This is a genomic window from Streptomyces roseirectus, assembly GCF_014489635.1.
GTDB lineage: Bacteria > Actinomycetota > Actinomycetes > Streptomycetales > Streptomycetaceae > Streptomyces > Streptomyces roseirectus.
The window spans coordinates 1,028,465-1,053,491 of the sequence record NZ_CP060828.1 but is presented as its reverse complement, the minus strand read 5'-3'; the positions used below and the strand labels follow the sequence as shown (position 1 = coordinate 1,053,491).

General features: G+C 73.2%; 30 protein-coding genes and 2 pseudogenes. 12 read left to right on the top strand and 20 right to left on the bottom strand.

All coding sequences use genetic code 11. The annotated features are described in order from the left end of the window. Nucleotides 1-2: 2 nt before the first annotated feature. Together argB and IAG44_RS04205 are read right to left on the bottom strand one after the other, a co-directional pair. Complete coding sequence (argB, locus tag IAG44_RS04210; protein WP_281404272.1) at nt 3-872, bottom strand: acetylglutamate kinase; 870 nt, start codon at nt 870-872, stop codon at nt 3-5. 83 nt (nt 873-955) lie between these two features. Continuing rightward, on the bottom strand, nt 956-1,105 hold the full coding sequence (locus IAG44_RS04205; protein ID WP_187745778.1) for a hypothetical protein: 150 nt from the start codon (nt 1,103-1,105) through the stop codon (nt 956-958). Nucleotides 1,106-1,681: 576 nt separating this feature from the next. On the opposite strand from IAG44_RS04205, the gene IAG44_RS04200 reads away from it, so the two are divergent. Beyond that, the gene (locus tag IAG44_RS04200) at nt 1,682-2,599 is read left to right on the top strand and encodes an RNA polymerase sigma factor (RefSeq protein WP_187745777.1); all 918 of its coding nucleotides are present in this window, start codon (nt 1,682-1,684) and stop codon (nt 2,597-2,599) included. Continuing rightward, nucleotides 2,596-3,471 carry a hypothetical protein gene (locus IAG44_RS04195; protein ID WP_187745776.1) on the top strand — a complete coding sequence of 292 codons (876 nt, stop codon included), beginning with the start codon at nt 2,596-2,598 and terminating at the stop codon, nt 3,469-3,471. Before IAG44_RS04200 ends, IAG44_RS04195 begins: the two co-directional genes overlap by 4 nt. Before the next feature lie 280 nt (nt 3,472-3,751). Here the strand turns inward: IAG44_RS04195 and IAG44_RS43230 are convergent. From IAG44_RS43230 to IAG44_RS04160, 8 genes and pseudogenes are all read right to left on the bottom strand, one after another. Then, nucleotides 3,752-4,078, bottom strand: a pseudogene (locus IAG44_RS43230) (PaaI family thioesterase); the annotation flags it as partial. Between the two features lie 154 nt (nt 4,079-4,232). After that, the gene (locus IAG44_RS04185) at nt 4,233-5,357 is read right to left on the bottom strand and encodes a questin oxidase family protein (protein WP_187745774.1); all 1,125 of its coding nucleotides are present in this window, start codon (nt 5,355-5,357) and stop codon (nt 4,233-4,235) included. 143 nt (nt 5,358-5,500) lie between these two features. After that, nucleotides 5,501-5,893, bottom strand: a complete 393-nt coding sequence (locus IAG44_RS04180; protein ID WP_246561467.1) for a hypothetical protein — start codon at nt 5,891-5,893, stop codon at nt 5,501-5,503. 135 nt (nt 5,894-6,028) lie between these two features. Continuing rightward, complete coding sequence (locus IAG44_RS43225) at nt 6,029-6,208, bottom strand: BBE domain-containing protein (protein ID WP_246561465.1); 180 nt, start codon at nt 6,206-6,208, stop codon at nt 6,029-6,031. Beyond that, entirely contained in the window at nt 6,142-6,990 is an 849-nt protein-coding gene (locus IAG44_RS04175; protein WP_246561463.1) for an FAD-binding oxidoreductase, read from the bottom strand. The genes IAG44_RS43225 and IAG44_RS04175 overlap by 67 nt, the downstream gene beginning before the upstream one ends. A 135-nt stretch (nt 6,991-7,125) precedes the next feature. Further along, nucleotides 7,126-7,545, bottom strand: coding sequence for an arsenate reductase ArsC (locus IAG44_RS04170; RefSeq protein ID WP_187745773.1), 420 nt, complete (start codon nt 7,543-7,545; stop codon nt 7,126-7,128). Between the two features lie 33 nt (nt 7,546-7,578). Next, nucleotides 7,579-8,316, bottom strand: a complete 738-nt coding sequence (locus IAG44_RS04165; protein ID WP_187745772.1) for an aquaporin — start codon at nt 8,314-8,316, stop codon at nt 7,579-7,581. After that, complete coding sequence (locus IAG44_RS04160; RefSeq protein WP_187745771.1) at nt 8,313-8,687, bottom strand: ArsR/SmtB family transcription factor; 375 nt, start codon at nt 8,685-8,687, stop codon at nt 8,313-8,315. The genes IAG44_RS04165 and IAG44_RS04160 overlap by 4 nt, the downstream gene beginning before the upstream one ends. 105 nt (nt 8,688-8,792) lie before the next feature. Here IAG44_RS04160 and arsM point away from each other — a divergent pair, with 105 nt between their 5' ends. Next, a complete protein-coding gene (gene arsM, locus IAG44_RS04155; RefSeq protein WP_187745770.1) occupies nt 8,793-9,608 on the top strand; it encodes an arsenite methyltransferase in 816 nt (271 codons plus the stop codon). Nucleotides 9,609-9,667: 59 nt separating this feature from the next. Then, a complete protein-coding gene (locus IAG44_RS04150) occupies nt 9,668-10,492 on the top strand; it encodes a transglutaminase-like domain-containing protein (RefSeq protein ID WP_187745769.1) in 825 nt (274 codons plus the stop codon). Between the two features lie 59 nt (nt 10,493-10,551). Here IAG44_RS04150 and IAG44_RS04145 read toward each other — a convergent pair whose 3' ends face one another. From IAG44_RS04145 to IAG44_RS04135, 3 genes are all read right to left on the bottom strand, one after another. Next, nucleotides 10,552-11,217 (bottom strand): PaaI family thioesterase, encoded by a 666-nt coding sequence (locus IAG44_RS04145; protein ID WP_187745768.1) that lies wholly within the window; start codon nt 11,215-11,217, stop codon nt 10,552-10,554. A gap of 86 nt (nt 11,218-11,303) precedes the next feature. Then, complete coding sequence (locus IAG44_RS04140; RefSeq protein WP_187745767.1) at nt 11,304-12,314, bottom strand: zinc-dependent alcohol dehydrogenase; 1,011 nt, start codon at nt 12,312-12,314, stop codon at nt 11,304-11,306. Further along, nucleotides 12,307-12,738: a tautomerase family protein gene (locus tag IAG44_RS04135; RefSeq protein ID WP_187745766.1), complete on the bottom strand. Its 432-nt coding sequence runs from the start codon at nt 12,736-12,738 to the stop codon at nt 12,307-12,309. Before IAG44_RS04135 ends, IAG44_RS04140 begins: the two co-directional genes overlap by 8 nt. A gap of 194 nt (nt 12,739-12,932) precedes the next feature. Here IAG44_RS04135 and IAG44_RS04130 point away from each other — a divergent pair, with 194 nt between their 5' ends. Continuing rightward, nucleotides 12,933-13,523 carry a TetR/AcrR family transcriptional regulator gene (locus tag IAG44_RS04130; RefSeq protein ID WP_187745765.1) on the top strand — a complete coding sequence of 197 codons (591 nt, stop codon included), beginning with the start codon at nt 12,933-12,935 and terminating at the stop codon, nt 13,521-13,523. Nucleotides 13,524-14,661: 1,138 nt separating this feature from the next. Here IAG44_RS04130 and IAG44_RS04125 read toward each other — a convergent pair. Then, nucleotides 14,662-15,138 carry a tautomerase family protein gene (locus tag IAG44_RS04125; protein ID WP_187745764.1) on the bottom strand — a complete coding sequence of 159 codons (477 nt, stop codon included), beginning with the start codon at nt 15,136-15,138 and terminating at the stop codon, nt 14,662-14,664. Nucleotides 15,139-15,306: 168 nt separating this feature from the next. Next, on the bottom strand, nt 15,307-15,936 hold the full coding sequence (locus IAG44_RS04120) for a TetR/AcrR family transcriptional regulator (RefSeq protein ID WP_187745763.1): 630 nt from the start codon (nt 15,934-15,936) through the stop codon (nt 15,307-15,309). Nucleotides 15,937-16,090: 154 nt separating this feature from the next. Between IAG44_RS04120 and IAG44_RS04115 the strand changes: the two genes are divergently transcribed. The 3 genes from IAG44_RS04115 (at nt 16,091) to IAG44_RS04105 (ending at nt 17,827) form a co-directional block, all read left to right on the top strand. Continuing rightward, the gene (locus IAG44_RS04115; RefSeq protein WP_187745762.1) at nt 16,091-16,237 is read left to right on the top strand and encodes a hypothetical protein; all 147 of its coding nucleotides are present in this window, start codon (nt 16,091-16,093) and stop codon (nt 16,235-16,237) included. 5 nt (nt 16,238-16,242) lie between these two features. Further along, on the top strand, nt 16,243-16,887 hold the full coding sequence (locus tag IAG44_RS04110) for a DsbA family oxidoreductase (RefSeq protein WP_187752495.1): 645 nt from the start codon (nt 16,243-16,245) through the stop codon (nt 16,885-16,887). 157 nt (nt 16,888-17,044) lie between these two features. Next, nucleotides 17,045-17,827 (top strand): SDR family oxidoreductase, encoded by a 783-nt coding sequence (locus IAG44_RS04105; protein WP_187745761.1) that lies wholly within the window; start codon nt 17,045-17,047, stop codon nt 17,825-17,827. Between the two features lie 46 nt (nt 17,828-17,873). On the opposite strand, the gene IAG44_RS04100 is transcribed toward IAG44_RS04105, so the two are convergent. From IAG44_RS04100 to IAG44_RS04090, 3 genes are all read right to left on the bottom strand, one after another. After that, nucleotides 17,874-18,821 carry an acyl-CoA dehydrogenase family protein gene (locus IAG44_RS04100; RefSeq protein WP_246561461.1) on the bottom strand — a complete coding sequence of 316 codons (948 nt, stop codon included), beginning with the start codon at nt 18,819-18,821 and terminating at the stop codon, nt 17,874-17,876. A 246-nt stretch (nt 18,822-19,067) separates the two neighbouring features. Beyond that, entirely contained in the window at nt 19,068-20,357 is a 1,290-nt protein-coding gene (locus IAG44_RS04095; RefSeq protein ID WP_187745759.1) for a Fic family protein, read from the bottom strand. Nucleotides 20,358-20,484: 127 nt separating this feature from the next. Next, on the bottom strand, nt 20,485-20,640 hold the full coding sequence (locus IAG44_RS04090; protein ID WP_187745758.1) for a hypothetical protein: 156 nt from the start codon (nt 20,638-20,640) through the stop codon (nt 20,485-20,487). A 356-nt stretch (nt 20,641-20,996) separates the two neighbouring features. Here IAG44_RS04090 and IAG44_RS04085 point away from each other — a divergent pair, with 356 nt between their 5' ends. Continuing rightward, complete coding sequence (locus IAG44_RS04085) at nt 20,997-21,713, top strand: polysaccharide deacetylase family protein (RefSeq protein ID WP_187745757.1); 717 nt, start codon at nt 20,997-20,999, stop codon at nt 21,711-21,713. 7 nt (nt 21,714-21,720) lie between these two features. On the opposite strand, the gene IAG44_RS04080 is transcribed toward IAG44_RS04085, so the two are convergent. Continuing rightward, complete coding sequence (locus IAG44_RS04080; protein WP_187745756.1) at nt 21,721-22,293, bottom strand: TetR/AcrR family transcriptional regulator; 573 nt, start codon at nt 22,291-22,293, stop codon at nt 21,721-21,723. A 71-nt stretch (nt 22,294-22,364) separates the two neighbouring features. Here IAG44_RS04080 and IAG44_RS04075 point away from each other — a divergent pair, with 71 nt between their 5' ends. Continuing rightward, nucleotides 22,365-23,051, top strand: a complete 687-nt coding sequence (locus IAG44_RS04075) for an SDR family oxidoreductase (RefSeq protein WP_187745755.1) — start codon at nt 22,365-22,367, stop codon at nt 23,049-23,051. A gap of 12 nt (nt 23,052-23,063) precedes the next feature. Further along, nucleotides 23,064-23,363, top strand: a pseudogene (locus tag IAG44_RS43220) (ABC transporter permease); the annotation flags it as partial. A gap of 110 nt (nt 23,364-23,473) precedes the next feature. On the opposite strand, the gene IAG44_RS04070 reads toward IAG44_RS43220, so the two are convergent. Beyond that, complete coding sequence (locus IAG44_RS04070; protein ID WP_187745754.1) at nt 23,474-23,950, bottom strand: MarR family winged helix-turn-helix transcriptional regulator; 477 nt, start codon at nt 23,948-23,950, stop codon at nt 23,474-23,476. A gap of 111 nt (nt 23,951-24,061) precedes the next feature. Here IAG44_RS04070 and IAG44_RS04065 point away from each other — a divergent pair, with 111 nt between their 5' ends. Next, entirely contained in the window at nt 24,062-25,024 is a 963-nt protein-coding gene (locus tag IAG44_RS04065; protein WP_187745753.1) for a D-2-hydroxyacid dehydrogenase family protein, read from the top strand. The last annotated feature ends 3 nt before the right edge of the window (nt 25,025-25,027 follow it).

Below are 25,027 nucleotides of genomic sequence, written 5' to 3'. Positions count from 1 at the left end.
GTTCAGGCCGTCACCGTCGTGCCGCCCTCCCCGTCCACCAGGCTCCGCAGCACCGCGTGCGGCACCCGCCCGTCGATCACCTGGGCCCGCCGCACCCCCGCCCGCACCGCCCGCAGGCACCCCTCCATCTTCGGGAGCATCCCGCTCGCCAACTCCGGCAGCAGCGCCTGGAGTTCACCGGCCGTCAGCTCGGGGACGACCTCCTCGCAGCGCGGCCAGTCCGCGTAGAGCCCCGGCACGTCGGTCAGCACCACCAGCCGTTCGGCGCCGAGGGCCGAGGCGAGCGCGGACGCGGCGAGGTCGGCGTTGACGTTGTAGACCGAGCCGTCGGTGCCGCGCGCCACCGGCGAGACGACGGGGATGCGGCCCTGGTCGAGCAACGCCCGCACGGTGTCCGGGTTCACGTCGACGACGTCACCGACGAGCCCGATGTCGACCGGGCGGCCGTCCACCCACGCGGGCCGGCGCTCGGCGGTCATCGTGTGGGCGTCCTCGCCGGTCATCCCGACCGCGTAGGGGCCGTGCGCGTTGATGGCGCCGACCAGTTCGCGCTGCACGCGCCCGGTGAGGACCATCCGGACGACGTCCATGGTCTCCGGCGTCGTCACCCGCAGGCCCGCCTCGAATCTGGTCTCCAGGCCGAGGCGGTCCAGCATCGCGCTGATCTGCGGGCCGCCGCCGTGCACGACGACCGGGCGGACCCCGGCCCGCCACAGTGCGACGACGTCCTCGGCGAAGGTGTGCCGGAGGCCGTCGTCGACCATCGCGTTGCCGCCGAACTTCACGACGACCACACCGCCTCGCAGGCCCTGCGGCAGCGGGGCGAGGGTTTCCCGGGCAGCGGTCACACTCACGGGGGGCACTCCATTCATGGACGGGCCCGGCCTCGAAGGGCCGGGCCGGACAAGGACGTTGGTACCACTCGGCGGTGTCGGGCGCGCGAACGCCGGGCGTCTCACGCCTCCCGCCGGCCGCTCCGCGGCAGCGGGTCGCGCGGCAGTGCGTCGGTGGTGCGGACGACGCTGCCGCACACGCTCCATCGCAGCGCCATGGTGTGTTCCTCGGCGGAGAACGCGGCGATCGCGTCCGCCGCGGTCAACAGCACACCCCTCCTCCCACAACGGCCCCACCCGAACCGCGCGACGACGAACCCCTACGCGATAATTAGGTTAGCCTAATCTAACTGCGAAAGTAATGTCCGACCGCGGCCCGACAGGGAGGGCGCCGCGCTCATCCTGGTGATCCGGCCCCTGGATGATCCCGCGCACACCCTCATTCACCACGCGCAGAGCGGCCCCGCCCTAGAAAGGGGTGGGTGCGGTCCCCTCTGGTTGTTCGTTCAGCACGAGGGGACCGCGGGACCTTCCAGGCGGGAAGGTGCGACGCCGGGTGAGGTGGCGTGCGGTTCCATGGTGGACGGTGGGGAGCGGGGAGGGGCGGGAAGGGCGGGGGAGGGCCCGAAAGTGTTTATCGGGGCGGATTTTCCAGCGGTGGGGAGCGGGATGCGGTACAAGCGAGCGCGCGCTCATTTGTTCCGGAGGGTCCGGCTCACGTTGAGCGGCGGGCGGCCCACACACCATGCTGGCGGGCGACTCCTTCGCGGCGCCTCAGCACCGCCGCGCGGGGGCCTTCCAGACCTCAGGCACCAGGAAGGTCCGATGACCAGCAAGCAGGTGACGTCATGACGTTAACCCCGACGTCCCCGAACCCCGAGGAGCCCGCCCCGCCACCGGCGAAACGGCGCGGCCGCCCCCCGGAGTCGATCGAACCGGAGATCGGCCCCACCCACCGCGCATGGCTGGAGCCCGTCCGCACCCGCCTGTTCGCCAGCGGCCTGACCCTCGACGAACTCGTGTGCCGCTCCGGCTACTCCAAGACCCGCATCTCCGAACTCCTGCGCGGCAAGGGCTACTACCCCGGCTGGGCGATCACCTACAGCGTCGTCCGCGCCCTCGACATCCCCGTCAGACCCGTACGCCGCCTGTGGACCTCCGCCGCGCACGAGGCCCACAAGAGCCCCGGCTGGATCGAGAACCGCATCGACGACGCCCGCCCGCCCGACTCCGAACTCCCCCCGGTCGCCCACCGCGGCTTCACCGAGGCCATGCTCGCCCCCTACACCGCCTACGCGCACGCCTTCCTCCAGTCCGAACGCCGCGCCCGCGCCACCGTCGGCGAGGTCTTCGACATCCTCTGGCTCACCTGGGACCAGGCGATCGCCGCCCCCGACACCCGCCGCCACGCCTGGCACCTGCTGCGCGGCCGGGTCCTGCACCGCGCCCACCGCAGGCCCGACGGCCGCCCCGACCTGCGCGCCGCCGCGTTCGCCACCGAGGCCCAGGCCCGCATCGACGACCTCGGCGAACGCTTCGCCCACATCGAGCGGTTCAGCCACTTCTTCGACGCCGTCGCCGCCCTCCCCGAGGACCAGCGCGACGTCGTCGTCCTGCGCTACCTCTGCGGCATCCACCGCGACGCCGTCCCCGGCGTCCTCGGCCTGTCCCCGGCCATCGCCCACACCCTCGACCACCACGCCCGCTGGGCGCTGGAGGGCCAGGGTCTTCCCCACCCCGACGACCCGGGAGCGACCACCCCGTGACGACCGCCATCGACGACCTCCTCCACCAGTCCCTCCTGCTGCGCGACCCCCGAGTCCCGAGCGACGTCGTCCCCTACGACGAGTACGACGACGACGTCAGCGCCACCGCCGCCCCCGGCGACCCCGGCGCCCTGCGCGGCCTGACCGCCCTCAGCGAGGCCGCCCTCCTGCACTGCACCCCCGGCCACCTCGCCGACTTCGTCACCGACCAGCTCCCCGAACCGCGCGTCGCCTGGACCCTCGGCTGCGCCCTGCACCTCGCCGGCCTGGAGAGCGGCGCCCGCTTCTGGTGGCAGTACGCGGCCGGCGCCGGCGACCCCGCCGCCGCCTACAGCCTCCACCTGCACCACCTCGCCCACGGCGACCCGCACGCCGCCGCGTTCTGGCGCGCCCAGACCTGCGACGACGACGGCGACGACGGCCTCCTCACCGCCGACACCGACACCGCGACCGTCCTGCGCGTCCTCAGCCGCCTCACCGAACAGGCCCCGCCCCGCGCCCACACCCCGGCCGCCACCGCCGTGATCGACTTCGTCGGCACGGCCGTCGCGATCGGCTACGACCGCCACCCCGGCGTCGAAATCCCCCTGCCAGGACCGGACTTCGCCCAGCACCTGGAGATCATCGCCGCCGCCACCTCGGCCCCCCGCCGCCCCGCGACCCGGCTGCGCCCCCTCCCCAACCGCCCCACAGCCGAGACCCGCCCGGCCGCCGAGACCACCCTGGAACGCCTCATGGTCGAGGCCACCTCCGAGGACGGCCCCGGCGCCTTCAAGGCCCTCAAGGACGCCGTCGCCGACTGCTGGCCCGGCCGCTTCCGCGTCAAGACCGACGACTCCGGCACCAACCCCCGCTACTACCTGGTCCGTTAGCGAGCAGCCGATTAGGACGTCCCGCGCCCCTGCGCTACAGTGGATCTTGAGCCGGTCACCCCAACTCGGGGCCCCGGACGATGCGTTGGTGGTCCAAGGAAAGACGTCCCGCTTCCTGCGGGGAGATGCAGGTGCAAGGCTTGCCCAGCGCTCCACACGAGAAGGCCCGCCCCTCACCGGGGCGGGCCTTCTCCGTCACCACCGCAGCTTTGCCGGATCCGGGCGTCGCACGGCTCTTGTCGAGCGACAGCCACGGGTCGGCCGGCGCCCGGCGGACGTCCTGGACGACGATCAGTCTGCCGCCGACGTGCAGGGGCCGGGACGTCGCCGTCACCGTGCCCGAGCGCACCCCGCGCAGGAAGTTGGTCTTCGACTCGACGGTCGATGTCCCCGCGCCCTCCGGGAGGTTGAGGAACGCGCACACCGCGCCGACGGCGTCGGCCAGCGTCATCAGGGCGCCGCCGTGCAGGATGCCGCCGACCGTGCACGCCTCCGGGGACCAGGCCAGCGTGCCGACCGCCCGCTCCGGCGTCGCCTCCGTCAGCTCGACCCCGCTGCGCCGGGCGAACGGCATGGCCGCGAGGAGGTCGTCGAGGGCGAGGGACATGGCGGGCCTGCCTTTCGTGGGGGCGAGCGGGTGGGCCAGTCTCGCAGCGGGCCCGGCACGCCGGTCAACACCTCTTCAGGACGTTCCGCGTGCCCCGGCACGGCGATCGCGCGCACGCCGCGCGGCACCGCGTTCAGGCTGCGCGGGGCCGCGTTCAGGTCAGTGGCTCGCTCAGCTCGATCGCCCGCACCGCCGCCGCGAGCGCCTGCTCGTCGCCGACGTCCAGCGCGGTGTCGGTGAGCTTGATGACGTGTTCGTCGCCGTGCGCGGCTGCCCTCTCGACGACCTCCTCCGGGGTGAGGCCGGTCGGGGTCCACGCGACGGCCTCGGCCGGGGAGTACATCGCCGTGACCGCGGCCGAGGCCGACCATGCCGCGTGGAGGCTGGGGGCCCACAGGGCGCGGGGGAGGGCGGGCAGGGCGCGCAGGACGCCGTTCGGGGCCGTCGCCGCGTGCACCAGCATCGTCTCCTCCCCGTGCCCGTGCGTCGCGTACCGGTGCGTCGCCGCCCGCACCAGCTCCGTCAGCCGCCGGTACGCCTCCTCCGGTTCCGTCACCCCCGCCGCCCACACCGGCAGCGCCTCCACGCGCGCGAGGAGCACCGGGAACCCGCCGTCCTGGTCGGCGATCGGCCGCACGGCCTCCAACGCCGCCGCCGCACTCCCGGCACCGGACAGGGGCCTGAGCACGGGGAGCGTGTGATGCCGGGCGGCCCAGTAACCGAGGCCGTGGGCCAGCTCGGTGAGGCGGGGTGGGGTGGGGACGGGCGGGGGAGTGGTAACGCCGGCGGGATCAGGGGCGACGCCGGGACGTGCGGACGCATCCGCGCCGGTGCCGGAACTGGCCTCCATACGCGTGCGCGCGCCCGCGTCCGCCTCCCCGGCGAGCAGCGTCCGCACCGCGTGCCCCACCCGGATCACCGGATGGGTCGAACCCCCGTACAGGCCGGGCAGCAGGCGGGGCCACCACTCCGCGAGGACGTCGCGCCAGGGGCGGGCGGTGAGTTCGTGGTCGAAGTAGGTGATCCAGTCGGCGGCGCGGCGGGGGTCGCCCAGGGCGGTGCGCCAGTTGTCGGCCGTGACCGGTTCGACGGCGGCAGGGAAGTCCTCCAGCCGGGACGCGTAGAGGTCGAGCCAGCGGTGCACGGCCTTCGCCCGCCCGCGCGCGGCCAGCGCCTCGACGGCCATCGGGGCGTGGTTCGTCAGCCGTCCCAGCCGCTCCGGCCCCGAGACGTGGAGCCGCCGCAGAGCCTCGTCGAGAATGCCGGTGGTGTCGTCCATGGCGAGAACGCTAGGCCGGAACACGCCCCCACGGAACGGGCGAAGGACGTAGGACCGCCCCCACCGCCCTCGTCCCCCGGACGTAGGACGCCGTGCCCTGCCGGAACCTCTGGGCCCGGCAGGGCACGACGTGTCGGCGCGGGTCAGGGGCGCTTGTACTCCACGCACTTGAGCGGTGCCGCGCTCCCGTTGTCCAGGCAGACGAGGACGCTGCCCGCTCCGCCGCGCACGTCGGCCGGGACGGTCGTGTTGATCGCCCGGATCCCGTTGCACAGGGTGCCCGTGCTGCGGGCGGCGAGCAGCTTGCCGTCGCCGTCGAGCGTGCCGAACCAGGCGCGGCGGCAGTCGGTCGGGGACACCGAGCGGTAGGTGCCGGTGAAGGAGACCGAGCGGTTGGTGAAGGTCAGGTCGCCACGGACGTAGGTGGCGCCGTAGGTGACGTCCACCGGGACGGGTGCGGCGGCGGCCGGAGTGGTGAGTGCCGCGGTCAGGCCGAGGGTGGCCAGGGCGAGCACGGAGTGGCGCAGTGGAGCCACGGTCAGAACCCCTTGTGGTCGGGAAAGGTGTGTACCAACGAGCCCACCCTGTCGGCCCGCCGTCGCCCCTCGCTCCCGTTAACCCTGGTAACGCCCCCGAATCGGTAGGGCTCGCACGTCAGTGCCCCGGGGCGGTCACGTCTCGTCCGCGGGCGCGATGTTCTTGTCGTACCGCAGCAGGTTCCGGGGGTCCCAGACCCGCTTGGCCTCCCGCAGCCTGCGGTGCTTCGCCTCGCCCTCTTCGGGCGTCAGCTCGGTGAGGTGGCCGCCGAGCTGGGCGGTGCGCAGGCCGTACGCGATGAGCGGGTCGAGCATGCTGTTCGTCGCCAGCCACGTCGTACGCCCGACCGTGTCGACCACGGGCGTGCCCAGCGCGGCGAACTGCGCGACGAGTCCGTCCGCCTCACCGGGCCCACCGGATGCGCCCGGTACTCGAACGCCGTGACGACCCCGAAGTTGCCCCCGCCGCCCCGCAGCGCCCAGAACAGGTCGGCGTTGGTCTCCGCGTCCGCGCGCACGCGCCTGCCGTCCACGGTGACGACGTCACAGCCGATCAGGTTGTCGACCGTCGCGCCGGAACTCCGCATCAGGTGCCCGATCCCACCGCCCGGCGTCAGCCTGGCCACGCCGGTCGTGGCGGCCGTGCCCGCCGGGACGGCCGGCCCGTGCTCCTGCGTCGGCGCGTCCAGCTCGCCCAGCCGCACGCCCGCCTGCACGCGCACGGTACGGGCGACAGGGGCCACGGAGACCTCGCGCATACCGGACAGGTCGACGACGAGAGCGCCGTCCGGCATCGCCGCGCCGTGGCCCCCGCCGCGCACGGCGACGGGCAGATCGCGCGCGGACGCGTGGCGCATCACCGTGACGACGTCGTCGGCGTCCAGACAGCGGGCGATCAGCGCCGGACGGCCGTCCGAGGAGCGGCCGTTGCAGACGACCCGGGCCTCGTCGAACCCGTCGTCGGCCGGACGCAGGACCGTCCCGCGGAACTCGGCGGGGAAGGCGGAGTCCCGGCGCGCGGACGCGCGTGAGAACGTCCGGCGCATCGTGGAGGCGCCCCGCGCGGTCTTCGCCGACCGGGGGTACGAGGTCTCCATTCCCGGTCTCCCGCAGGCGGGTGACGGACTCGGGCCCCGCCCTCATCGACGCCCGCGACGAGCTCATCCGGCACGCCCATTCCGAGGGCGTGATCCGCGCGGACGTCAACGTCTACGACCTGGCGCTCATGACGGTCACCCTGCCGCCCAAGGCCCCTCCGAGATCAGTGTGCGGACGCGGGTCTCGATCGCGTCGCGGATGGGGCGCACCGCGTCGACGCCCTGCCCGGCCGGGTCGTCGAGCCGCCAGTCGAGGTAGCGCTTGCCGGGGAAGACGGGGCAGGTGTCGCCGCACCCCATGGTGATCACGACGTCGGACGCCTGGACGGCCTCGGACGTGAGGATCTTCGGGGTCTCGGCGGAGATGTCGATGCCGACCTCGTTCATCGCCTCGACGACGGCCGGGTTGACGCTGTCGGCGGGGGCGGAGCCGGCGGAGCGGACCTCGACGCGGTCGCCCGCGAGGTGGCTGAGGAAGGCGGCGGCCATCTGGGAGCGTCCGGCGTTGTGGACGCAGACGAACAGCACCGACGGGCGCGAAACAGGAGTGCTCATGGCGAGGGTCTTTCCCGGAGACGAGGCGGATGCTCAGGACGAGGCGAGTTCGGGTTGTGCGGGCGCGACGGCGGCCTCGGGCCGCGCCGGGGCCGGGCGGGCGCCGTAGACCGCGGTCACGATCCCGAGTCCGAGCGCGGCGCCGAGCAGTTGGGCGGCGATGAACGGGGCGACGGAGGCGGGCGCGATCCCGGCGAAGGTGTCGGTGAAGGCCCGGCCGACGGTCACCGCCGGGTTCGCGAACGACGTGGAGGAGGTGAACCAGTAGGCGGCCCCGATGTAGGAGGCCACCGCGGCCGGGGCCAGTGCGGCCCGGTCGATCCGGGCCAGGCCGAAGACCAGCAGGACCAGCCCCGCCGTGGCGATGACCTCGCCCAGCAGAAGGTGGCCGGCGGACCGGTCGTGGGTGGAGAACTTCACCAGCGGCTCGGCGAACATCGCGTCGGCGAGGACCGCCCCGCCGATCGCTCCCGCGATCTGGGCGGGCACGTACGCCGCGACGTCCCGCAGGACGAGGCCGCCGGGGGTACGGCGGCCGGTGAACCAGGCGACCAGGGTCACGGCAGGGTTGAAGTGCGCTCCGGAGACCGGCCCGAGCAGCAGGATGAGCACGCCCAGGCCGAAGACGGTGGCCAGGGAGTTCGCGAGCAGTTGCACGCCGACGTCGCGCGACAGCTCGGTGGCCTGGATGCCGGAGCCGACCACCACCGTCACCAGCAGCCCGGTCCCGATCGCCTCGGCGGCAACCCGGCGGCCGAGCGGCGCGCTCACGCCGTGGCCCCGGCGGGCCGCGCGGTGGTCAGGAACGCGGCGAGCTCGTCCAGGACGCCGGGCAGGGCCCAGTAGTAGACCCAGGTGCCGCGGCGCTCGCAGTCGATCAGGCCGGCCTGGCGCAGCAGCTTCAGGTGATGGGAGATCGTCGGCTGGGACAGGTCGAAGGCCGGGGTCAGCTCGCACACGCAGACCTCGCCGTCCTCGCCGCGCGAGGCGATCATCGACATCAGCCGCAGCCGGACCGGGTCGCCCAGGGCCTTGAAGACCTTCGCCAGGTCGGCGGCCCGGTCCTCGTCCAGCGGCTCGGCGGACAGCCCCGGGCAGCACGCGGCGGCCTGGCCGATGACCTCAAGCTCTTGTTTCGACATGCCTCTATGTTGACGTTCTTCGATTCAAGGCGCAAGGTTGAATCGAAGAACGTCAATGCAAGCCGTTCCGGGCGGATCCATGCCCGTCGTCCCAGGAGTGAAGCCATGAGCGAGCAGACCATCGACCTGCGCGAAACCGTCCGTCGGCGGTACGCCGCCGCAGCCGTGAAGGTCACCGAAGGCGGCACCGCCTGCTGCGGCCCCGAGCCCGTCGAGGTCGACGAGAACTTCGGCTCCACCCTGTACGCCGCCGACGAGCGCGCCGCCCTGCCGGCCGAGGCCGTCGCCGCGTCGCTCGGCTGCGGCAACCCCGTCTCCGTCGCCGAACTGCGCGAGGGTGAGCGCGTCCTGGATCTCGGCTCCGGTGGCGGCATCGACGTCCTGCTCTCCGCCCGCCGCGTCGGGCCGACCGGGAAGGCGTACGGGCTGGACATGACCGAGGAGATGCTCGCCCTGGCTCTCGCCAACGCGGCGAAGGCGGGCGCGACGAACGTCGAGTTCCTCAAGGGCGCCGTCGAAGCCGTCCCGCTGCCCGCGAACACCGTCGACGTCGTCATCTCCAACTGCGTGATCAACCTGTCCACGGACAAGCCCGCCGTCTTCGCCGAGACGTTCCGGGTGCTCAAGCCCGGCGGCCGGATCGGCGTCTTCGACGTCGTCGCCGAGGACTCCCTCACCCCCGAGCAGCGCGGCGAGCGCGGCGACCACGTCGGCTGCATCGCGGGTGCGCTGTCCTTCACGGAGTACCAGGAGGGCCTTCGGGCCGCGGGGTTCACCGACATCTCGATCACCCCGACGCACGCCGTCGCCGACGGCATGCGCTCTGCCGTCGTCCGCGCGGTCAAGCCGGCGACCGCAGCCGTCCACTCCGAGGCGGTGGAGTCGGAGACGGACGATGCCCGCTGCGGCTGCCGGGGCTGACATGGCGGCGGCTGCCAGTTCGCGGCCGGTTGTCAGACCCGCCCTCTAGGATCGGATGCATGTTCGAATATGCCGAGCCGGGAGCCCATACAGCCCTCACCGACCTCACCGACCTCGTCGGGGACCTGCCCTCCGACCCCGTCGCGATCTGTGCCGTCGCCCAGGGGCTGGTGATCCAGCCCGGCGACGCGATCGCTGCCGGTGTGCCCGAGGCGCGGGTGCCGGAGAAGGACATTCGTCCGGCTGCTGGGATGGTGGCCGTCCTCGCCGCCCTCGATCCGGCGCCCCTGCACGTGCCTCGCGCGCCCGCCGCCCGCGTCGTCGGCACCTGCCGTCACTTCGCCACTCTCGCCTGCGCGTTCCTGCGTGCCCGGGGCATTCCCTCCCGGGCGCGCTGCGGCTTCGGGACGTACTTTCGGGCGGGGTACGGCCTCGATCACTGGATCGCCGAGTACCACGACGGCCACCGCTGGGTCCGTGTCGACGTCGAACACCTCGGCAAGGGCTATGTGGACCGCCCTGAGGACCTGGCGCCCGGAGAGTTCCTGACCGGCGGTGAGGCGTGGGAGCTTTGCCGGCAGGGGCTGATCGACCCGCGCGCGTACGGTGTCGCCGGCACCGAGTCCGCCTGGGGACCCGCCGAGATCAGCGGCAACGCCGTGCGGGACCTCGCCGCGCTGTGCAAGCGGGAGATGCTGCCGTGGGACGAGTGGGGGCGGATGACCGAGGCGTACGAGGGGCGGACCGGTGAGGAGTACGACCGGCTCGTGGACGAGGTCGCGCGGGCGTGCGCGGAGGGGGAGCCGGGGGTGCTCGCGGAGCTGTCCGCGCGGGAGGAACTGGCCGTGCCCCGGCGCCTGTTGGGGAAGGGGGGACCCACGTGAGGGCGCCGGGGTCGCTTTGGGGCGTGCTCGGACTCCGGCGCCCAGACCTTCGTCCGGACTCAGTCGCCGCGCACCTGCGGGAACAGCGCCCGCGCCCGCGCGGGATCGAGTGTCACGAACACCGCCTCGCCGCTGACCAGGGCGGTGTCGGGGTCGTGCGCGGCGCTGACCGTGCCGGAGACGTGGACCTTGCGGCCGTCCGTGTCGGTCACGCGCGCGTGGATCCGCAGCGGCGTCCCGAGGGGGACCGGCCGGTGGTAGCGGGTGGTGAGGCCGGTCGTCATGCCCGGCCTGCCCGCCGCGATGCAGGCGTGCCCCATCAGCTCGTCCAGCAGCATCGCGCTGAACCCGCCGTGCGCGTAACCGGGCGGGCCCTCGTGGGCGACGCCGAGCGTGCACAGCCCGACGACACCGCCGTCGCCCTGCGTGACCCGGACCGGCGGGGCGAGCGGGCTGCCCTCGCCGATCACAGGGCTGAACATCCGTACGGCGCCCGGGAATTCGTCGACGTCCGGGACATCGCCCAAGGGGCGGCGCGGGGCGGCCTCGGTGAGGCGGGCGGTGAGGTCGCGGAGGGTGTCCGCGAGGTCGTGAAGGGCCTCGGGCGGGGCGGTGGTGGCGAGGGCGGCCTCGGTCAGGGCGCGGAGTTCCCGGCCGAGAGCGGTGACGGCGGCCCGGCGGGAGGCGAGGCTCAGCTCGGGGGCGGTGCTCGATGGTGCGTTCATGGCGCTGTCTCTTGCTGTGTGGTGGGGGGTGGATGTCAGGAATTTGAGGAGGGTACGTCGGCGTGTGGGGGGACCGGCCGTCCGGGTCAGACGCCGGTGCGGACGAACACCGGTTTGAGGTGCTTCTCCGGCAGGGCCTCGGGCAGTCGCTCCCACTCCAGGACGTGGGAGACGACCCGGCGGGGGTCCACCCTGCCGGAGCGGGCGAGCGCGAGGGCGTCCGGGATGTGCCCGCGCACGTTGTCGCGGGCGATGCGCAGGGTGACGCCCGTGAGGTACATGTCGAGCAGCGGCAGCCCGCCGGGGCGGAAGTGGTTGCCGGCCGACTCGCAGATCCCCTCCGGGGCGAGGGACGTGACCGCCAGCGCCAACTGGTCGACCCGGCCCGTCGCCTCGACGGCGATGTCGAAGCCGTGCCGCACCGGCTCCAGCGTCTCGGCCGTCGTCGCCCCGAACTCCCGCGCGATCGCCCGGTGTCCGGCGTGCGGGTCGACGTACAGCACCTCGCCGGCGCCCAGCGCACGCGCGATGTCGCACACGTACAGGCCGATGCTGCCGCGCGCGACGACCAGCACCCGCGCGCCGGGCCTCGCCTTCAGGTGCGGCGCCACCAGTCGCCACGACAGCGACCAGTTGTCGCTCGCCGCCGCCATCGCGACCGGGTCGAGATCGCCGGGCAGCGGCACCAGCATCGCGTCCGCCCACGGCACCCGGACCAGGTCGGAGAAGAGCCCGCCCCAGCTCCCGCCGATCGGCGCGCCGTACATCGCCATGTGCGGGACGGCGTCGCAGTGCGCGGTGAGCCCACGCGAACAGGGCCCGCACGTACCGCAGTTGATCGACCAGGGGACGACGACGAGATCACCGGGGCGGACGGAGGTGACCGCGTCGCCGGTCTCGACGACACGGGCCACGCACTCGTGGCCCAGCGCGAAGGGGGGTTCTCTGAAGCCGTGCCCGGCGAGGATCGCCGTATCGACGTCGCAGGAGGTCGCCGCGACCGGCGCGACGATCGCCTCCGCGTCAGAGCCGAGCCTCGGATCAGGTACCTCGCGCCACTCGACGCGGTTCCGGGCGACGTAGGTCAGTTCACGCACCGGCCCGCTGCTCCTTCGCGAGGGCGACGAGGTCGGCGTACCGGACCACGGAACCGCCCGCGCCCCAGGTGCCGTCGGGCTGCTCGTGCACCAGCACCCACACGCGGGGCGCCGCCTCGTGGGGGAGCCCGGCCGCCGCGAGCACCGTCCGCGTGGCCTCCTCGACGAGGCCCGCTTTGCGCCGGTCCGACAACGCGCCCTGCGGGACGGTCACCTCGACCAGGAACCGGGGTGCCTCGTCCTCGGCGGTGACCTGCGCGCCCTCGGGCACCTCGGTCAGGTAGCTCCACGCCTGGGCCCGGAAGAACGCGGTGTCGGGGGCGCCCTCCCAGCGCAGCAGGACGCCGGCCAGGTCGCGCTGGACGGACGCGCGGCCCGTCTCGGTCAGGGCGCCTGCGGGGACGGTGAGCCGGATCATGGGCACGGGGGTCTCCTCGATGCTGCACGGGCGATGGGGCCGGACGGGTGATGTCGTTCCGCGCACGGCCTATGACAGTCGTTATAGCGGGGCTCACGTTAGACTATGACGGCTGTTATAGCCAGAGGGGTCAGGAGTTCAGCGGGCCCAGTGGGATCAAGAGCTTGGTGGGTCCAGTGGGCTCAGAAGGGGGTACGGCCGTGGCCGGATCGAACACGCCGTCGCGCGACCGCATCGTGGCAGGCGCCGCCGACCTCATCAGCCGGCGCGGGCTGAACGCCACGAGCATCCGTGAGCTGGCCAAGCACGCGAAGGCGCCGCTCGGTTCGACGTACCACTACTTCCCCGAGGGCAAGCAGCAGCTCGCCACCGAGGCGGTCCGTTACGCCGGCACGACCGTCGCCGGCATCCTCCGCCGCGAACTCGACGCCGGTCCCCTCCCCGGCCTCCGCGCCTTCCTCTCCCTCTGGCGCGGCATCGTCCTCAAGAGCGACTACCACGCCGGCTGCCCCGTCCTCGCGGTCTCCGTCGAGGAGCCCCTGACCGACGAACTGCCCCCCTCCCTCCTGGCCGCCGCCGAGTCCTTCGACACCTGGCAGCGCCTCCTCTCCGACTCCCTCCGCGCCCACGGCGCCGACGCCGACCGCGCGGAGGGCGTCGCGACCCTCGTCGTCGCCTCCGTCGAGGGCGCGATCGCGATGTGCCGGGCGAAACGGAGCATGGAGCCGCTGGATCTGGTGGCCCAGCAGTTGGAGACGGTGATCGAGGGGGCGGTGGGGGAGCGGGGTTGAGGGGGAGTGTGGGGCGCATGGGGCTTGGGGGGGGTGCGCGGGGCTGAGGGGGCGCACGGGCGAGGGCGTGGGGCGGAGACCACGAGGGCGGGACGGAGTTGTGGGGGTGCACGGGTGAAAGTGCGGCGCACGGAGTTGAGGAGGCGTACGAGCGGGGGCGCGGCGCGCGGAGTTGAGGGGGTGTGCGAGCGAAGGTGCGGCGCACGGAGTTGGGGGGGCGTGAGGGCCGAGGGTGCGGCGCGCGGAGCTGGGGAGGGCGTACGGGCGAGAGTGCGGCGCGCGGAGCTGAGGGAAGGGCGCACAGGCGAGGGCGCGGCGCGCACCTGTCCGGGGCGATGCCCGGCTGCCCCGTTGCGGCCCGGCCCCGTCCGCAACGGCCGGTGCGGGTGCCGAACCTTGCGACGCCGGTCTCGAAGCGGCCCCGGGGCGACGGGCCTGGGGCGGCGGACCTGAGCTGGCGGGCCCGGGGTGGTGACCCCCGAGGCGGCGGATCTGGTCCAGCGGGCATGGGAGTGGCGGGCAGGGTCGACGGGCCTGAACTGGCGGACCTGGGTGGTTTCCCCCTGGCCAGGGTCCCGCTGGACGTGCCTGCGGCGGCGGCGCCGAACCTTCGACCGCCGGAATCGGCGCGGTACTTGAGGGACGGGCGCGGTGCCGGGATACCTGCGGGGGTAGGCGCGGCGATGAGGAGCCTGAGGGGGTGGGGTGCTTGACGGAGCGGGCATGGAGGCGGGGTGCTTGACGGAGCGGGCATGAAGGCGGGGTGCTTGACGGAGCAGGCATGGAGGCAGGGTGTTTGACGGAGCGGGCTCGGCGGCGAGTGCCTGAGGGGGCGGGCGTGGAGGCGGGGCGTGCCCGAGGGAGGGCGGGGCGGCGCTGGGCGTCGAGGAAAGGCGGACCCCAGGGCTCGCCACCCGACCTGCCCCACCCGGCCCGCCCCACCTGACCTGCCCTTACCCCGAGGCGCCCGTTCACCGGACCCCACCCCCCACCCAACCCGTCCTTACCCCGATGCCCCCGCCCACCAGTCCCGCGCCACCCTCGGCCCGTCCTTACCCCGAGGCCCCCGCCCACCAGCCCCGCGCCACCCGCCGCACTCCTCCCCCCCCAGGCCCCCACCTCCCGGCCCTCCGTCCCCTCACGCCCCGACAGCCGCCCTGATCGCCTTCGCCTTCTCCTCCGTGAACACCCCGCTCGCCAGCAGCGTGAGGATCGACGTCACCCCGCCGCCGGACCCCCAGCTCCCCTCGTCGATGACGCGGAAGTTGACCCACCAGGCCGGGGAGGGCGCGGGGAGTCCGCAGGCCGAGGTGAGGGCGGCGAGGAGGCGTTCGATGACCTCCGCGCGGACCGCAGGGGGCCAGTCCCCGTCCATGACGGCGACGTCGATGACCATGACGTCGAGACCGGACCCGGAGTCGGAGACGAGACGCCCCCCGATGGCCATCATGTCCGTGTCGTGCTCGACGAAGCGGACCTGGAACCCGGGACGCGCGGCGGGGTCGAAGTGCCCGACCTCCGGGACGAGAACGGCGTCCGTAAGGGTCTCGGCGAGGGTACGGCGCTGTTCGAGGGACAGACGCCCACGGGACGTGTTGACGGTGATGACGGTCACGGCTGACCTCCTATAACGGTCGTTATGCATCGACCATACCCCGGTTTATAGCGAGTGTCATAACCGCAGGGTGTGCGTGGACGAGACGCACGTCATAGCCGGACCGGCGCATACCGGAAACCGCTGCGGCGCCCCCGGAAAGCCGAGGTCACACCACCCCGGCGCCCTCTAGACCGCCCCCACCAACCGCCCCAACACCACCCGATGCTGCTCCTCCGACAGTGCCGACACCGGCAACGGATGCGCGGCCTCCGCACGCAACCCGTCGAGGGACAGCGCGAGCCCCCGCCGCCAGGCGTCCGGCGCGGTGCCCCGGGACGCGCGGGCGACCAGCGCGTTGGACCCGAAGAGGAACAGCAGATCCTCGCGGGTGAAGTCGGACCGCAGGGAACCGGCCTCCTGGGCCCGCGCGATGATCCGCGCGGCTGTGTCCTGCGTGTGCGCACAGACCGCCATGAGCCGGGCCGCACCCGGAAAGCGCCCGGACATGACGTCCCCGACGGCCGGCTCGGTCGCCTGGAGCTCGCAGACCGTCTCCAGGTAGAACACGAACCCGGCCCAGGCGTCCTCGTGGGCCAGCGCCTGTTCGGCGGCCTCTTCGAGCCGCCCGCCCGCGAACCCGACGGCGACCTCGTCGATCAGCGCCTCGCGCGTGCCGAAGAGGTTGTAGAGCGTGCCGTGACTCACCCCGGCCCGCCGGGCGATCTCCTTGAGCGGCGCGTCGAGCCCCTGCTCGCGGAAGACCTCGGCGGCGGCTGCCCGCAGCTTCTCCGCGTTGCGTCGTGCGTCGGCGCGCATCGGGTGTTCCTCCTGGTAGGTCGGCCGGACTCCATGGTCGCACCCACCCCCGACCAGCAACTTGACCGCACGGTCAACTTGACTGCTAGAGTCGCGCGCATAAGTTGACCGCAGGGTCAACATCACCGTCAAGGCTCCCGGGAAAGGGACCGAGATGACCACCGAGACGACCGACACCCCCGAGACGGACACCCCTGAACCCGCGCCGCGACCCCAAGTCACGCCGCAGCCCCGGCCCGCGCTACGGCTCCTGGGTTCGGACGACGCCCCCACCTGCGAGGACGGAGTGTGCCACCTGTGAGCACGATGCGCATCGACATCTGGAGCGACGTCGTCTGTCCCTGGTGCTACATCGGAAAGCGCCGCCTGGAGACGGCCCTGGCCCGCTTCGAGCACGCCGACGACGTCCAAGTCCACTGGCACAGCTTCCAGTTGGACCCCGCGCACCCGAAGGGGCAGCGCACGCCCACCTTCGAGGTCATCGGCCGCAAGATGGGTGCCCCGCCCGCGCAGGTCCGCGCGATGACCGGCCAGGTCACCGAACTCGCCGCCGCCGAGGGGCTGTCGTACGACCTGGAGGGCGCGATCTCCGTCAACACGATCGACGCGCACCGCGTCGGCCACCTCGCCGCCGAGCGGGGCCTCGGCGACCAGATGCACGAACGCCTCCTGCGCGCCCACCTCTGCGAGGGCGAACTCGTCGACGACGCCGACACGTTGACCCGGCTCGCGGCCGAGGTCGGCGTCCCCGAGGAGGACACCCGCAAGGTCCTCGCGACCGACGCCTACCAGGACGCCGTGCGGCAGGACTTCACCGACGCCCGCCGCTACGGCGCCACCGGCGTCCCCTTCTTCGTCGTCAACCGCGCCTACGGCATCTCCGGCGCCCAGCCCGCCGACACGTTCCTGTCCGCCCTGCGCACCGCCCACGCGGACCTCGTCAGCGGCTGACGGGAAACCCGGCTGACGCGAAACCCGGCTGATGTGAAGCCCGATTGACGGGAAACCGCCCGCGCCACCACCGCGCGGGCGGCTTGCGCGGCCCTCCTTCCGGGGATGCCCAACACACGGGGAAACCCAGGGGAACGGACGGAAGGAAGTGATCGGTGTGACCGGCAGGACCCATGTCGTCACCGGCAGCGCCTCGGGCATCGGCGCCGCGACCCGGCGGATCCTGGAGGCGCGCGGCGACCGCGTCATCGGCGTCGACCTGCGCGACGCCGACATCGTCTGCGACCTGTCCGACGAGGCGGGCCGCGCCGCGTTACCCGACGCGGTGCGGGCGCTGGCCCCGGACGGCGTCGACGCGCTCCACGCCGTCGCGGGCTCGGCGCTGCCCAACTCCACGACCGTGCGCGTCAATTACTTCGGCGCCCTCGCCACCCTCACCCGGCTGCGCCCCCTGCTCGCCCGGTCGGCGGCACCCCGCGCCGTGGCCGTCGCCTCCTTCGCCGCGCTGATGGACGAGGACCCCGGGCTCGCCGACGCGCTGAGGGCGGACGACGAACAGCGTGCGACCGCCCGCGCCGGCGCACTGGCCGGCACCGACGCCGAGGCCCTGATCTACACCACGACGAAACGCGTCCTGACCGAGTGGGTCCGCCGGCAGGCGGTGTCGGACGACTGGGCCAGAGCCGGTATCCCCCTCAACGCGGTCGCCCCCGGCATCGTCCTCACCCCCATGACGGCCCCGCTCATGGCGACCCCCGAAGCCCACGCCGCCCTCCTCGAACAGGTCCCCTCGCCCCTCGGCGGCGCCGCCGAACCCGACAGCGTGGCCCACCTCCTGGTCTGGCTCACCAGCCCCGAGAACCGCCACGTCACCGGCCAGGTCATCTTCTCCGACAGCGGCGCGGAGGCGACCGTGCGGGGCCCGAAGCTCTTCGGCTGAACACGAGCCGGCACCGGTTCGCGCGGACCAGGGACGGCCGTCCGGCTCAGACGTACCCGGGAAACGGCTCCACACCCGCCAGCACCGCGCCCGCCCCCTCGAACACCGACTCCTGGAGGAAGGCGTGCTGGGGAACGGCCGACGCGTCCCGCAGGCACCGCTCCAGGACGCCGCCCGCCGCGAGCGCGTCCGTGCCGCCCAGCCGGTACGCGGCGAGGGCCACCTCGGACGCCGTCTGCGCGAGGTGCGCCGACGCCAGCCGCAACAGGCTCGCCTGCTCCCTCGACGCCGGATCACCGGACACCACCGTCGCCCACACGGCGTCCGTCGTCTCGTAGAACAAGGCCCGCGAGGACCGGAGTTGAGCCTCCGCGCGGGCGAGGGAGATCCGGTACGCCGCCCGGTCGGCCGGCCTCGGCGCCCCCGTCCACGCCGGGCGCGAGCCGTCCGCCGTCACGTGGTCCAGTGCGGCGCGCGCCACTCCGAGGCCCACGACCGCGAGGACCTGCGCGGCGTACGGGACCGTCGGATAGCGGTACAGCGGCTCGTCCACCCGCGCGGGGCCGCCACGCACGAACGTCCACTCCTCGGGCACCGTCACACCGTCCACCGCGAGATCGTGACTGCCCGTGCCGCGCAGCCCGACGACGTCCCAGTTCTCGACGATCTCGACCTGTGCGGGCCGCAGAACGGCGGTGAGAGGCCGCCCGGGAACCTCGCCCGCACCCTCCCGGGCCGCCCTGATCCCGACACCCAGTACATCCGCGCCATGACATCCACTCGCGAACCTCCAACGCCCCGACACCCGGTACCCGCCCTCGACCCGCGGCACCTCCCGCACCGGGAACAGCCCACCCGCGAACACCACATCCGGCCCGTCCGCGTACAACTCCGCCTGCGTCTCCAACGGCAGCCCCGCAAGATAAACCGTCGCCGCCCCGAAACTGGCCACCCACCCGGCCGACCCATCCACCTCCGCAATCCTCTCGACCACCCTCAAAAACTCCCCCGGCGCCAACGCATCACCCCCGAACCTCCCCGGCACCCCCGCCCGATAAATCCCCGCCCGCTTGAACTCCCCCACCACATCCCTCGGCACATACCCCCTCTCCTCGAACTCCCCCCTCCGCTCACCGACAACCCGCAACACCCGCTCCAACTGCCCCATCCCGCCCACTCCTTGGACTGCTCCGACGAACGCCCGCCACGCTACGGCACCCTTCCGACGCGCGGCTTCCCCTCATCCGGTTCCCGAGCCGATCCACCCCGCGAGCATCAGCCCGTCGTCCGCCCGAAAGGAGACCCGCCGCAGCGGACCGACCCGCTCCAGCCCCACCCCCTCGCGCGCGAGGACGAAGACGAGCGTGAGGAAGGCGGCGCGGGCGTTGCCGTCGTCGAAAGGGTGGAAGAAGCAGACGTCGAGATACGCCCGTGCGGCGCGCGAGGCGAGCGGCAGGGCGCGCGCGTCGTCCCGCGCGCTCTCGGCGAGGCAGGCGTCGAGGAGTGCCCGCGTGCCCGGCGCGATGCCGTACCGTTCCCGCCCCCGCTTGGCGAAGGCGGGCAGCGTACGGAACCCCGGCGGCTCGGCCGTCCCGAGGACGTGCCGCTGCCAGCGCCGGAGCAGTTCGAAGTCCAGCGGAACGCCGCGCGCCGCGTCGGCGCGGACGACGGCGAGAGCGGCCAACAGCCCCTGAGCGCGGCCGGGATCGAGGGCACCGTCGAAGGCGCGGACGTCCTCGACAGCGCCGTCGGTCCCGGGGCTCACCGGCGTGCGGTCGGGCGGCGCCTCCTCCCACGGCGTCGCCTCACGCACCGCCAGCCACAGGGCGAGGTGGTCCGGCGGCGCCCCGTCGGCCTCCGGCCCCCGCACGTCGTCCGCGCGCAGCGACCCGGCGACGCGCTCGGCGACGTCGTCGACCAGCACGGCGTCCGGGCCGGTCCAGCTCGTGAAGCGCCCGCCGACCGCGTCGTCCACCAGCTCCCGGGCGAGCGCGGGCGGGACGCCCCACCGGCCGAGGAACCACCGCAGTACCTGACGGCAGTGCCCGTGCCACCCGCTCCCCGCCCCCGTGCGGTCCACGACGTGCAGGATCAGCTTCCGGACGGCGCACTCCCACAGCACCCGCTGCTCCTCGACGTCCCCCGGATCCAGCGGATACGCCTCGAACCAGCCGGCAAGGCTCTCCAGCCACTCCCGCCACTCGACGACCCCGGCGACGACCCGCTGCAGCGTCTCGTCCGGCGAGGTCATCGAGTGCGCGGCGCAGCACCAGCTCCCGACCGGCCCTCCGTCGAAGTCACCCTCGTCCAGGGCCCACCGCCAGCCCGCGACCCACCGCCCGTACTCCTCCCGGAGCGCCCACGTCATCGCGTCGGCCCAGGGCCGGCCCGCCTCCCGGTCCCGCGTGGGTACGGTCCGGGCGGGCCCGAGTCCGCGCACCACCTCCGACACCGTCCCCTTGTCGAAGGGGTGCCGGGCGGGATCCACGTCGTCCCACTCCAGGTGCCGCGGATCGATCTCGTCCCTCATGCCTCCACCCTGCACCGCCGACTCCCCCCGCTCCAAAGAGATTCACCCCTCGCCCCGCCCAGTCGTTCCGTGACCCCCGAAGCCGCCTCGCGGACCTGTTCGGAGAGTTCGGGGAGGCGGTCGTGGTTCACGCGGGAGGCCGGTCCGGAGATGCTGATGGCGTCGAGGCGTTCAGGTACAGCCGGCCGAGGAGCGCGTTCTGGGGGCCGAGCCGGTAGTGGCCGCTCTCGGGGTCCTGGTCGACGAGGCGGGTGTCCCGCAGCGGGGAGAGCAGCCGCAGCACCGTGCTCTTGCGCGCCGTCCCTCGCGCTGCTCGACGGCGGCATCCACTGGGTCGAGTTCACGTACACCACCCCCGGCTGCCGGGAGGAGGTGGCCGAAGCGGCGATGACGGCCGAAGTCCCCCTGGTCATGGGTGCGTTCACGCCCACGTAGGTGGCGCGGTCCCTGGACCTCGGCGTCGTCGCCGTCAAGGTGACTGGCCCCACATCGCGCGCCGGGCGCGGGAGTTCATGTCCGCCCTGTGACTGGATGTGGCCGAAGTCCCCGCAGTCGTACGGAATTTCGTGAAACGTACGTGCATCCACGCCCCCTCCGGGCGCGTCTTAGAGGCAAACCCGTAGATCTCGGAGGGATCTCATGCGCAGACGACTCGTCATATCCGCGCTCACGGCGGCGATGTGCGCGAGCACGCTGGCCGGTACGGCGACGTCCGCCTCGGCGGCGCCGAAGGCCGTGGACTGCCGAAAGGTGAAGTGTGTGGCGCTGACGTTCGACGACGGCCCGGTGGCGGACACGAAGAGGCTGCTGAAGACGCTCGGCGACCGGAACGTGAAGGTGACGTTCTACCTGGTGGGCCAGAACGTGCAGCGCAACCCGTCGATCGCGAAGGCGGCGGCGAAGGCGGGCCACCAACTGGGCAACCACAGCTGGGACCACGCCGACCTGACGAAACTGAGCGCCGCGAAGATCAGCTCGCAGTTCTCGCGGACGGACACGGCGATCCGGCAGGCGACGGGGCTGAAGCCGAGCACGATCCGCGCCCCCTACGGCGCGCACAACGCGGCCGTCCGCAAGGCCGCCGCCCGCCCGCTGGTGCACTGGAGCATCGACACCCTGGACTGGAAGTACCGCGACACGGCCCGCCTGGTCAGGACGGTGACGACGCAGAGTCGGCCCGGGGACATCGTCCTGATGCACGACATCCACAAGACGACGGTCAACGCGGTCCCCGGCATCATCTCCGGCCTGAAGTCGCGCGGCTTCCACCTGGTGACCGTGGACCAGCTCTTCGCCCCGGCGAAACTCCCCGCGGGCAAGGTGACGTACGACAACCGCAAGGCGTACAAGCCCTGACCGGGCCTCACCGCACGGCGCGCAGCACCAGTTCCGTGAGCTGACGGCTCGCCGCCCCGTCCAGGGGCGCGTGATCCAGCATCAGCCGGTACCACAGCACGCCGTACACCACGTCGACGAGCAGTTCGGGGTCGACCCCGGCGGCGATCTCCCCCCGCGAGATCGCCCGATCGAACAGTTCCCGCAGCGTGCCCCGGCGCCGGAACAGGAACCGCTCGCGGAACGCCAGCGCGAAGCCGGGATCGAGCAGCGCCTGCCCCATGAGCCCGACGAGGACGGGGCGCTGGTGCGTCTGCCGGAACGTCGCGCCGAGGAAGGCCGTCAGATCGGCCCGCAGCGACCCCTCGTCCGGGACCCGGATCGTCTCCTCGGCCTGGTCGAGCAGCGCGTCGAGCACGACGTCCGCCTTGGACGGCCACCACCGGTAGATCGTCTGCTTGCCCACCCCGGCCCGGCCGGCGATCCCCTCGATGGTCAGCGCCGCGAACCCGTGCTCCCGCAGGCCCTCCAGCGCCGCCGCCAGGATGGCCCCGCGCGATTCCTCGCTGCGCGGCCTGCCCGGCCGCCGTTCACCACTCATGCCCCCACTTTACAGAACGCCGCGTCTCGATATAGTACCGAGACGTAGCGTCTTGAAATGAGGGAGCAGTCATGCGTGTGGTGATCATGGGCGGAACCTCGGGCATCGGGCTCGCCGCCGCCGAACTCCTCGCGGCCGACGGCGCCGAGGTGACCGTCACCGGCCGCGACCCGGAGAAACTGGCGGGGGCCCGGAACATCCCGGCAACGGCCGTGCGGCTGGACGGCACGGACGAGGCCGAGGTCGCCGCGTTCTTCGAGCGGACCGGCGCCTTCGAGCACCTGGTGCTCGCGTTCAGCCCCGGTGCCGTGGGCCTCGGCCCGCTCGCCGGGACCCGGCTCGCCGACGTCCGCGCGGCGTTCGACGGCAAGCTCTTCCCGTACCTGTCCGCCGTCCAGCGGGCCGAGGTCACCGGCTCGATCACGTTCGTCTCCGCCGCCACCGCCCGCTCGGCCCTCGCCGGGACGACGGCGCTCGCCGCGGTGAACGGCGCGATCGAGCGGATCGTCTCCCCGCTGGCCGCCGAACTCGCCCCGGTCCGCGTCAACGCCGTCTCACCGGGCGCCGTCGACACCCCGTGGTGGTCGTTCCTCTCCGAGGAGGACCGGCGGGCCCAGTTCGACGCCACCGCCGGCACGGTCCCCGCCGGCCGGGTAGGCCGCCCGGCGGACGTCGCCGAGGCGATCCGCTACCTCGTCGGCGCGACGTACGTCACCGGCTCGATCCTGCCGGTCGACGGCGGACTCACCGTCGCCTGACCCCCGGCGAAGCTGTGGGGCGCGTTCGTCGACGTCTCCACCACGCGCGACGGCGTACGCGGCTGCAGCGGCACCACTCTCGTCGAACACCTCGGCATCAGCCTGCGCCGCATCGCGCTCGGCGCGGGCCTCGGCATCGACGAGGAACCGAAGATCACGCTGCTCGCGCCGACCGCGTCCCCGCCCGTGGCGGTGTTTTTATGACGACGGCCGTCGCCGCCGTGCCGAAGCACCTGACGCTGGGACGTGATCCGGAACGTCGTCGTCCCCTCCGCCCTGCCGGAGACGCTGACCGGGGTCCGGCTCGCCGTCGTGCCGTGGCGCGAACACACCTGACCCGGCCCGGACCGACCCTCCCTCACAGAACCGGCACCGCCACGTGGTCCCCTCCCGCCGGACAGGCCCTAGGGCGGTGTGGGGCGTCAGCTCTTCCTGAGTGCCCTCGCCAGCGGGCAGGTGTCGATGTGGCGGAGCAAGTGGCCGGTCAGGGTGGCTAGTTGGGTTACCTGGTCGGGGGTGAGGGCGTTGAAGACGAGGGTGCGGACGGCGTTGACGTGGCCGGGGGCCGCTGCGGTGAGGAGTTGGCGGCCGGTGTCGGTGAGGTGGAAGACGACGCCTCGGCGGTCGGTCGCGCACTCTTTCTTGGTGACGAGGCCGCGGCCGTGCATGCGGGAGAGCTGGTGGGAGACGCGGCTCTGCTCCCAGTCGAGGGAGGCGCCGAGGTCGCGGGCGCGCAGGCCGTCGGGGGCGTCGCCGAGGCGGTCGAGGATCTCGTAGTCGGCGACGGAGATGCCGTGCCCGTCCTGGAGCTGCCGGCCCAGGTCGGTCTGGAGGCGGGAACTGAGGGTCACGAGCCCGTGCCAGGCATGGAGTTCTTCGTCGGTCAACCACTGCGTCATGAGGGGCAAGCCTAGTGGAATTAATGACAGGTCATATATACGGTGAGCGCCGTACGGATGACCGACCCCGGCGGGACCCCCACACCCCGCCCCTCCCGGAAGGCAGGACGCATGACCCTCCGCTGCGCCGTACTGGACGACTACCAGGGCGTCGCCCTGACGTACGCGGACTGGAGCGGCCTCAGCGGGGTCGAGGTGCGCACCCTGCGCGAGAACATCACCGACCGGGACCGGCTCGCCGCCGAGATCGGGGACTGCGAGATCGTCGTCGCGATGCGCGAACGCACCCCCTTCGACGCCGAACTCCTGCGCAGACTCCCCACGTTGAGACTGCTGGTGACGACGGGCATGCGCAACGCGTCCATCGACCTCGCGGCGGCGGCCGAACGCGGCGTGACCGTCTGCGGCACCGCGAGCAACGCGACCCCGCCCGCCGAACTCACCTGGGCCCTGCTGCTCGGCCTCGCCCGTCACCTCACCGCCGAGAGCAACGCCCTGCGGGAGAACGGGCCTTGGCAGTCGACCGTCGGCCAGGACCTCGCCGGCCGCACCCTCGGCCTCCTCGGACTCGGCCGCCTCGGCCGCCAAGTCGCCCGCGTGGCCAAGGCGTTCGACATGGACGTCCTCGCCTGGAGCCAGAACCTCACGCACCGGCGCGCGGCGGACGCCGGCGCCCAACTCGCCGCGTCCAAGGAAGACCTGCTCTCCCGGAGCGACTTCGTCTCCATCCACCTCGTCCTCTCCGACCGCACCCGCGGCCTCCTCGGCGAACCCGAACTCCGCGCCATGCGCCCCCACGCCTACCTCGTCAACACCTCCCGCGCCCCCATCGTCGACCACGACGCCCTTGTCCGCGCCCTGCGCGAAGGCTGGATCGCCGGCGCCGGCCTGGACGTCTTCGAAACCGAACCCCTCCCCGCCGACGACCCGCTGCGCACCCTCCCCAACGTCCTCGCCACCCCCCACCTCGGCTACGTCACCGACCGCAACTACCGCACGTTCTACCCGGAAGCGGTCGAGAACATCGCCGCGTTCCTCGCGGGCGAGCCGGTACGGGTCCTGACCCCGAACTGAACC

Coding starts and splice junctions, on each gene's coding strand:
- IAG44_RS04070 (WP_187745754.1), bottom strand. CDS start 23,950: ATGACGCAGTGGTTGACCGACGAAGAACTCCATGCCTGGCACGGGCTC.
- IAG44_RS04065 (WP_187745753.1), top strand. CDS start 24,062: ATGACCCTCCGCTGCGCCGTACTGGACGACTACCAGGGCGTCGCCCTG.
- IAG44_RS04145 (WP_187745768.1), bottom strand. CDS start 11,217: ATGAACGCACCATCGAGCACCGCCCCCGAGCTGAGCCTCGCCTCCCGC.
- IAG44_RS04150 (WP_187745769.1), top strand. CDS start 9,668: ATGTTCGAATATGCCGAGCCGGGAGCCCATACAGCCCTCACCGACCTC.
- IAG44_RS04120 (WP_187745763.1), bottom strand. CDS start 15,936: ATGCGCGCCGACGCACGACGCAACGCGGAGAAGCTGCGGGCAGCCGCC.
- IAG44_RS04080 (WP_187745756.1), bottom strand. CDS start 22,293: ATGAGTGGTGAACGGCGGCCGGGCAGGCCGCGCAGCGAGGAATCGCGC.
- IAG44_RS04110 (WP_187752495.1), top strand. CDS start 16,243: ATGCGCATCGACATCTGGAGCGACGTCGTCTGTCCCTGGTGCTACATC.
- IAG44_RS04185 (WP_187745774.1), bottom strand. CDS start 5,357: ATGGACGACACCACCGGCATTCTCGACGAGGCTCTGCGGCGGCTCCAC.
- IAG44_RS04075 (WP_187745755.1), top strand. CDS start 22,365: ATGCGTGTGGTGATCATGGGCGGAACCTCGGGCATCGGGCTCGCCGCC.
- IAG44_RS04085 (WP_187745757.1), top strand. CDS start 20,997: ATGCGCAGACGACTCGTCATATCCGCGCTCACGGCGGCGATGTGCGCG.
- IAG44_RS04095 (WP_187745759.1), bottom strand. CDS start 20,357: ATGAGGGACGAGATCGATCCGCGGCACCTGGAGTGGGACGACGTGGAT.
- arsM (WP_187745770.1), top strand. CDS start 8,793: ATGAGCGAGCAGACCATCGACCTGCGCGAAACCGTCCGTCGGCGGTAC.
- IAG44_RS04175 (WP_246561463.1), bottom strand. CDS start 6,990: ATGGAGACCTCGTACCCCCGGTCGGCGAAGACCGCGCGGGGCGCCTCC.
- argB (WP_281404272.1), bottom strand. CDS start 872: ATGAATGGAGTGCCCCCCGTGAGTGTGACCGCTGCCCGGGAAACCCTC.
- IAG44_RS43225 (WP_246561465.1), bottom strand. CDS start 6,208: ATGCTCGACCCGCTCATCGCGTACGGCCTGCGCACCGCCCAGCTCGGC.
- IAG44_RS04170 (WP_187745773.1), bottom strand. CDS start 7,545: ATGAGCACTCCTGTTTCGCGCCCGTCGGTGCTGTTCGTCTGCGTCCAC.
- IAG44_RS04115 (WP_187745762.1), top strand. CDS start 16,091: ATGACCACCGAGACGACCGACACCCCCGAGACGGACACCCCTGAACCC.
- IAG44_RS04200 (WP_187745777.1), top strand. CDS start 1,682: ATGACGTTAACCCCGACGTCCCCGAACCCCGAGGAGCCCGCCCCGCCA.
- IAG44_RS04160 (WP_187745771.1), bottom strand. CDS start 8,687: ATGTCGAAACAAGAGCTTGAGGTCATCGGCCAGGCCGCCGCGTGCTGC.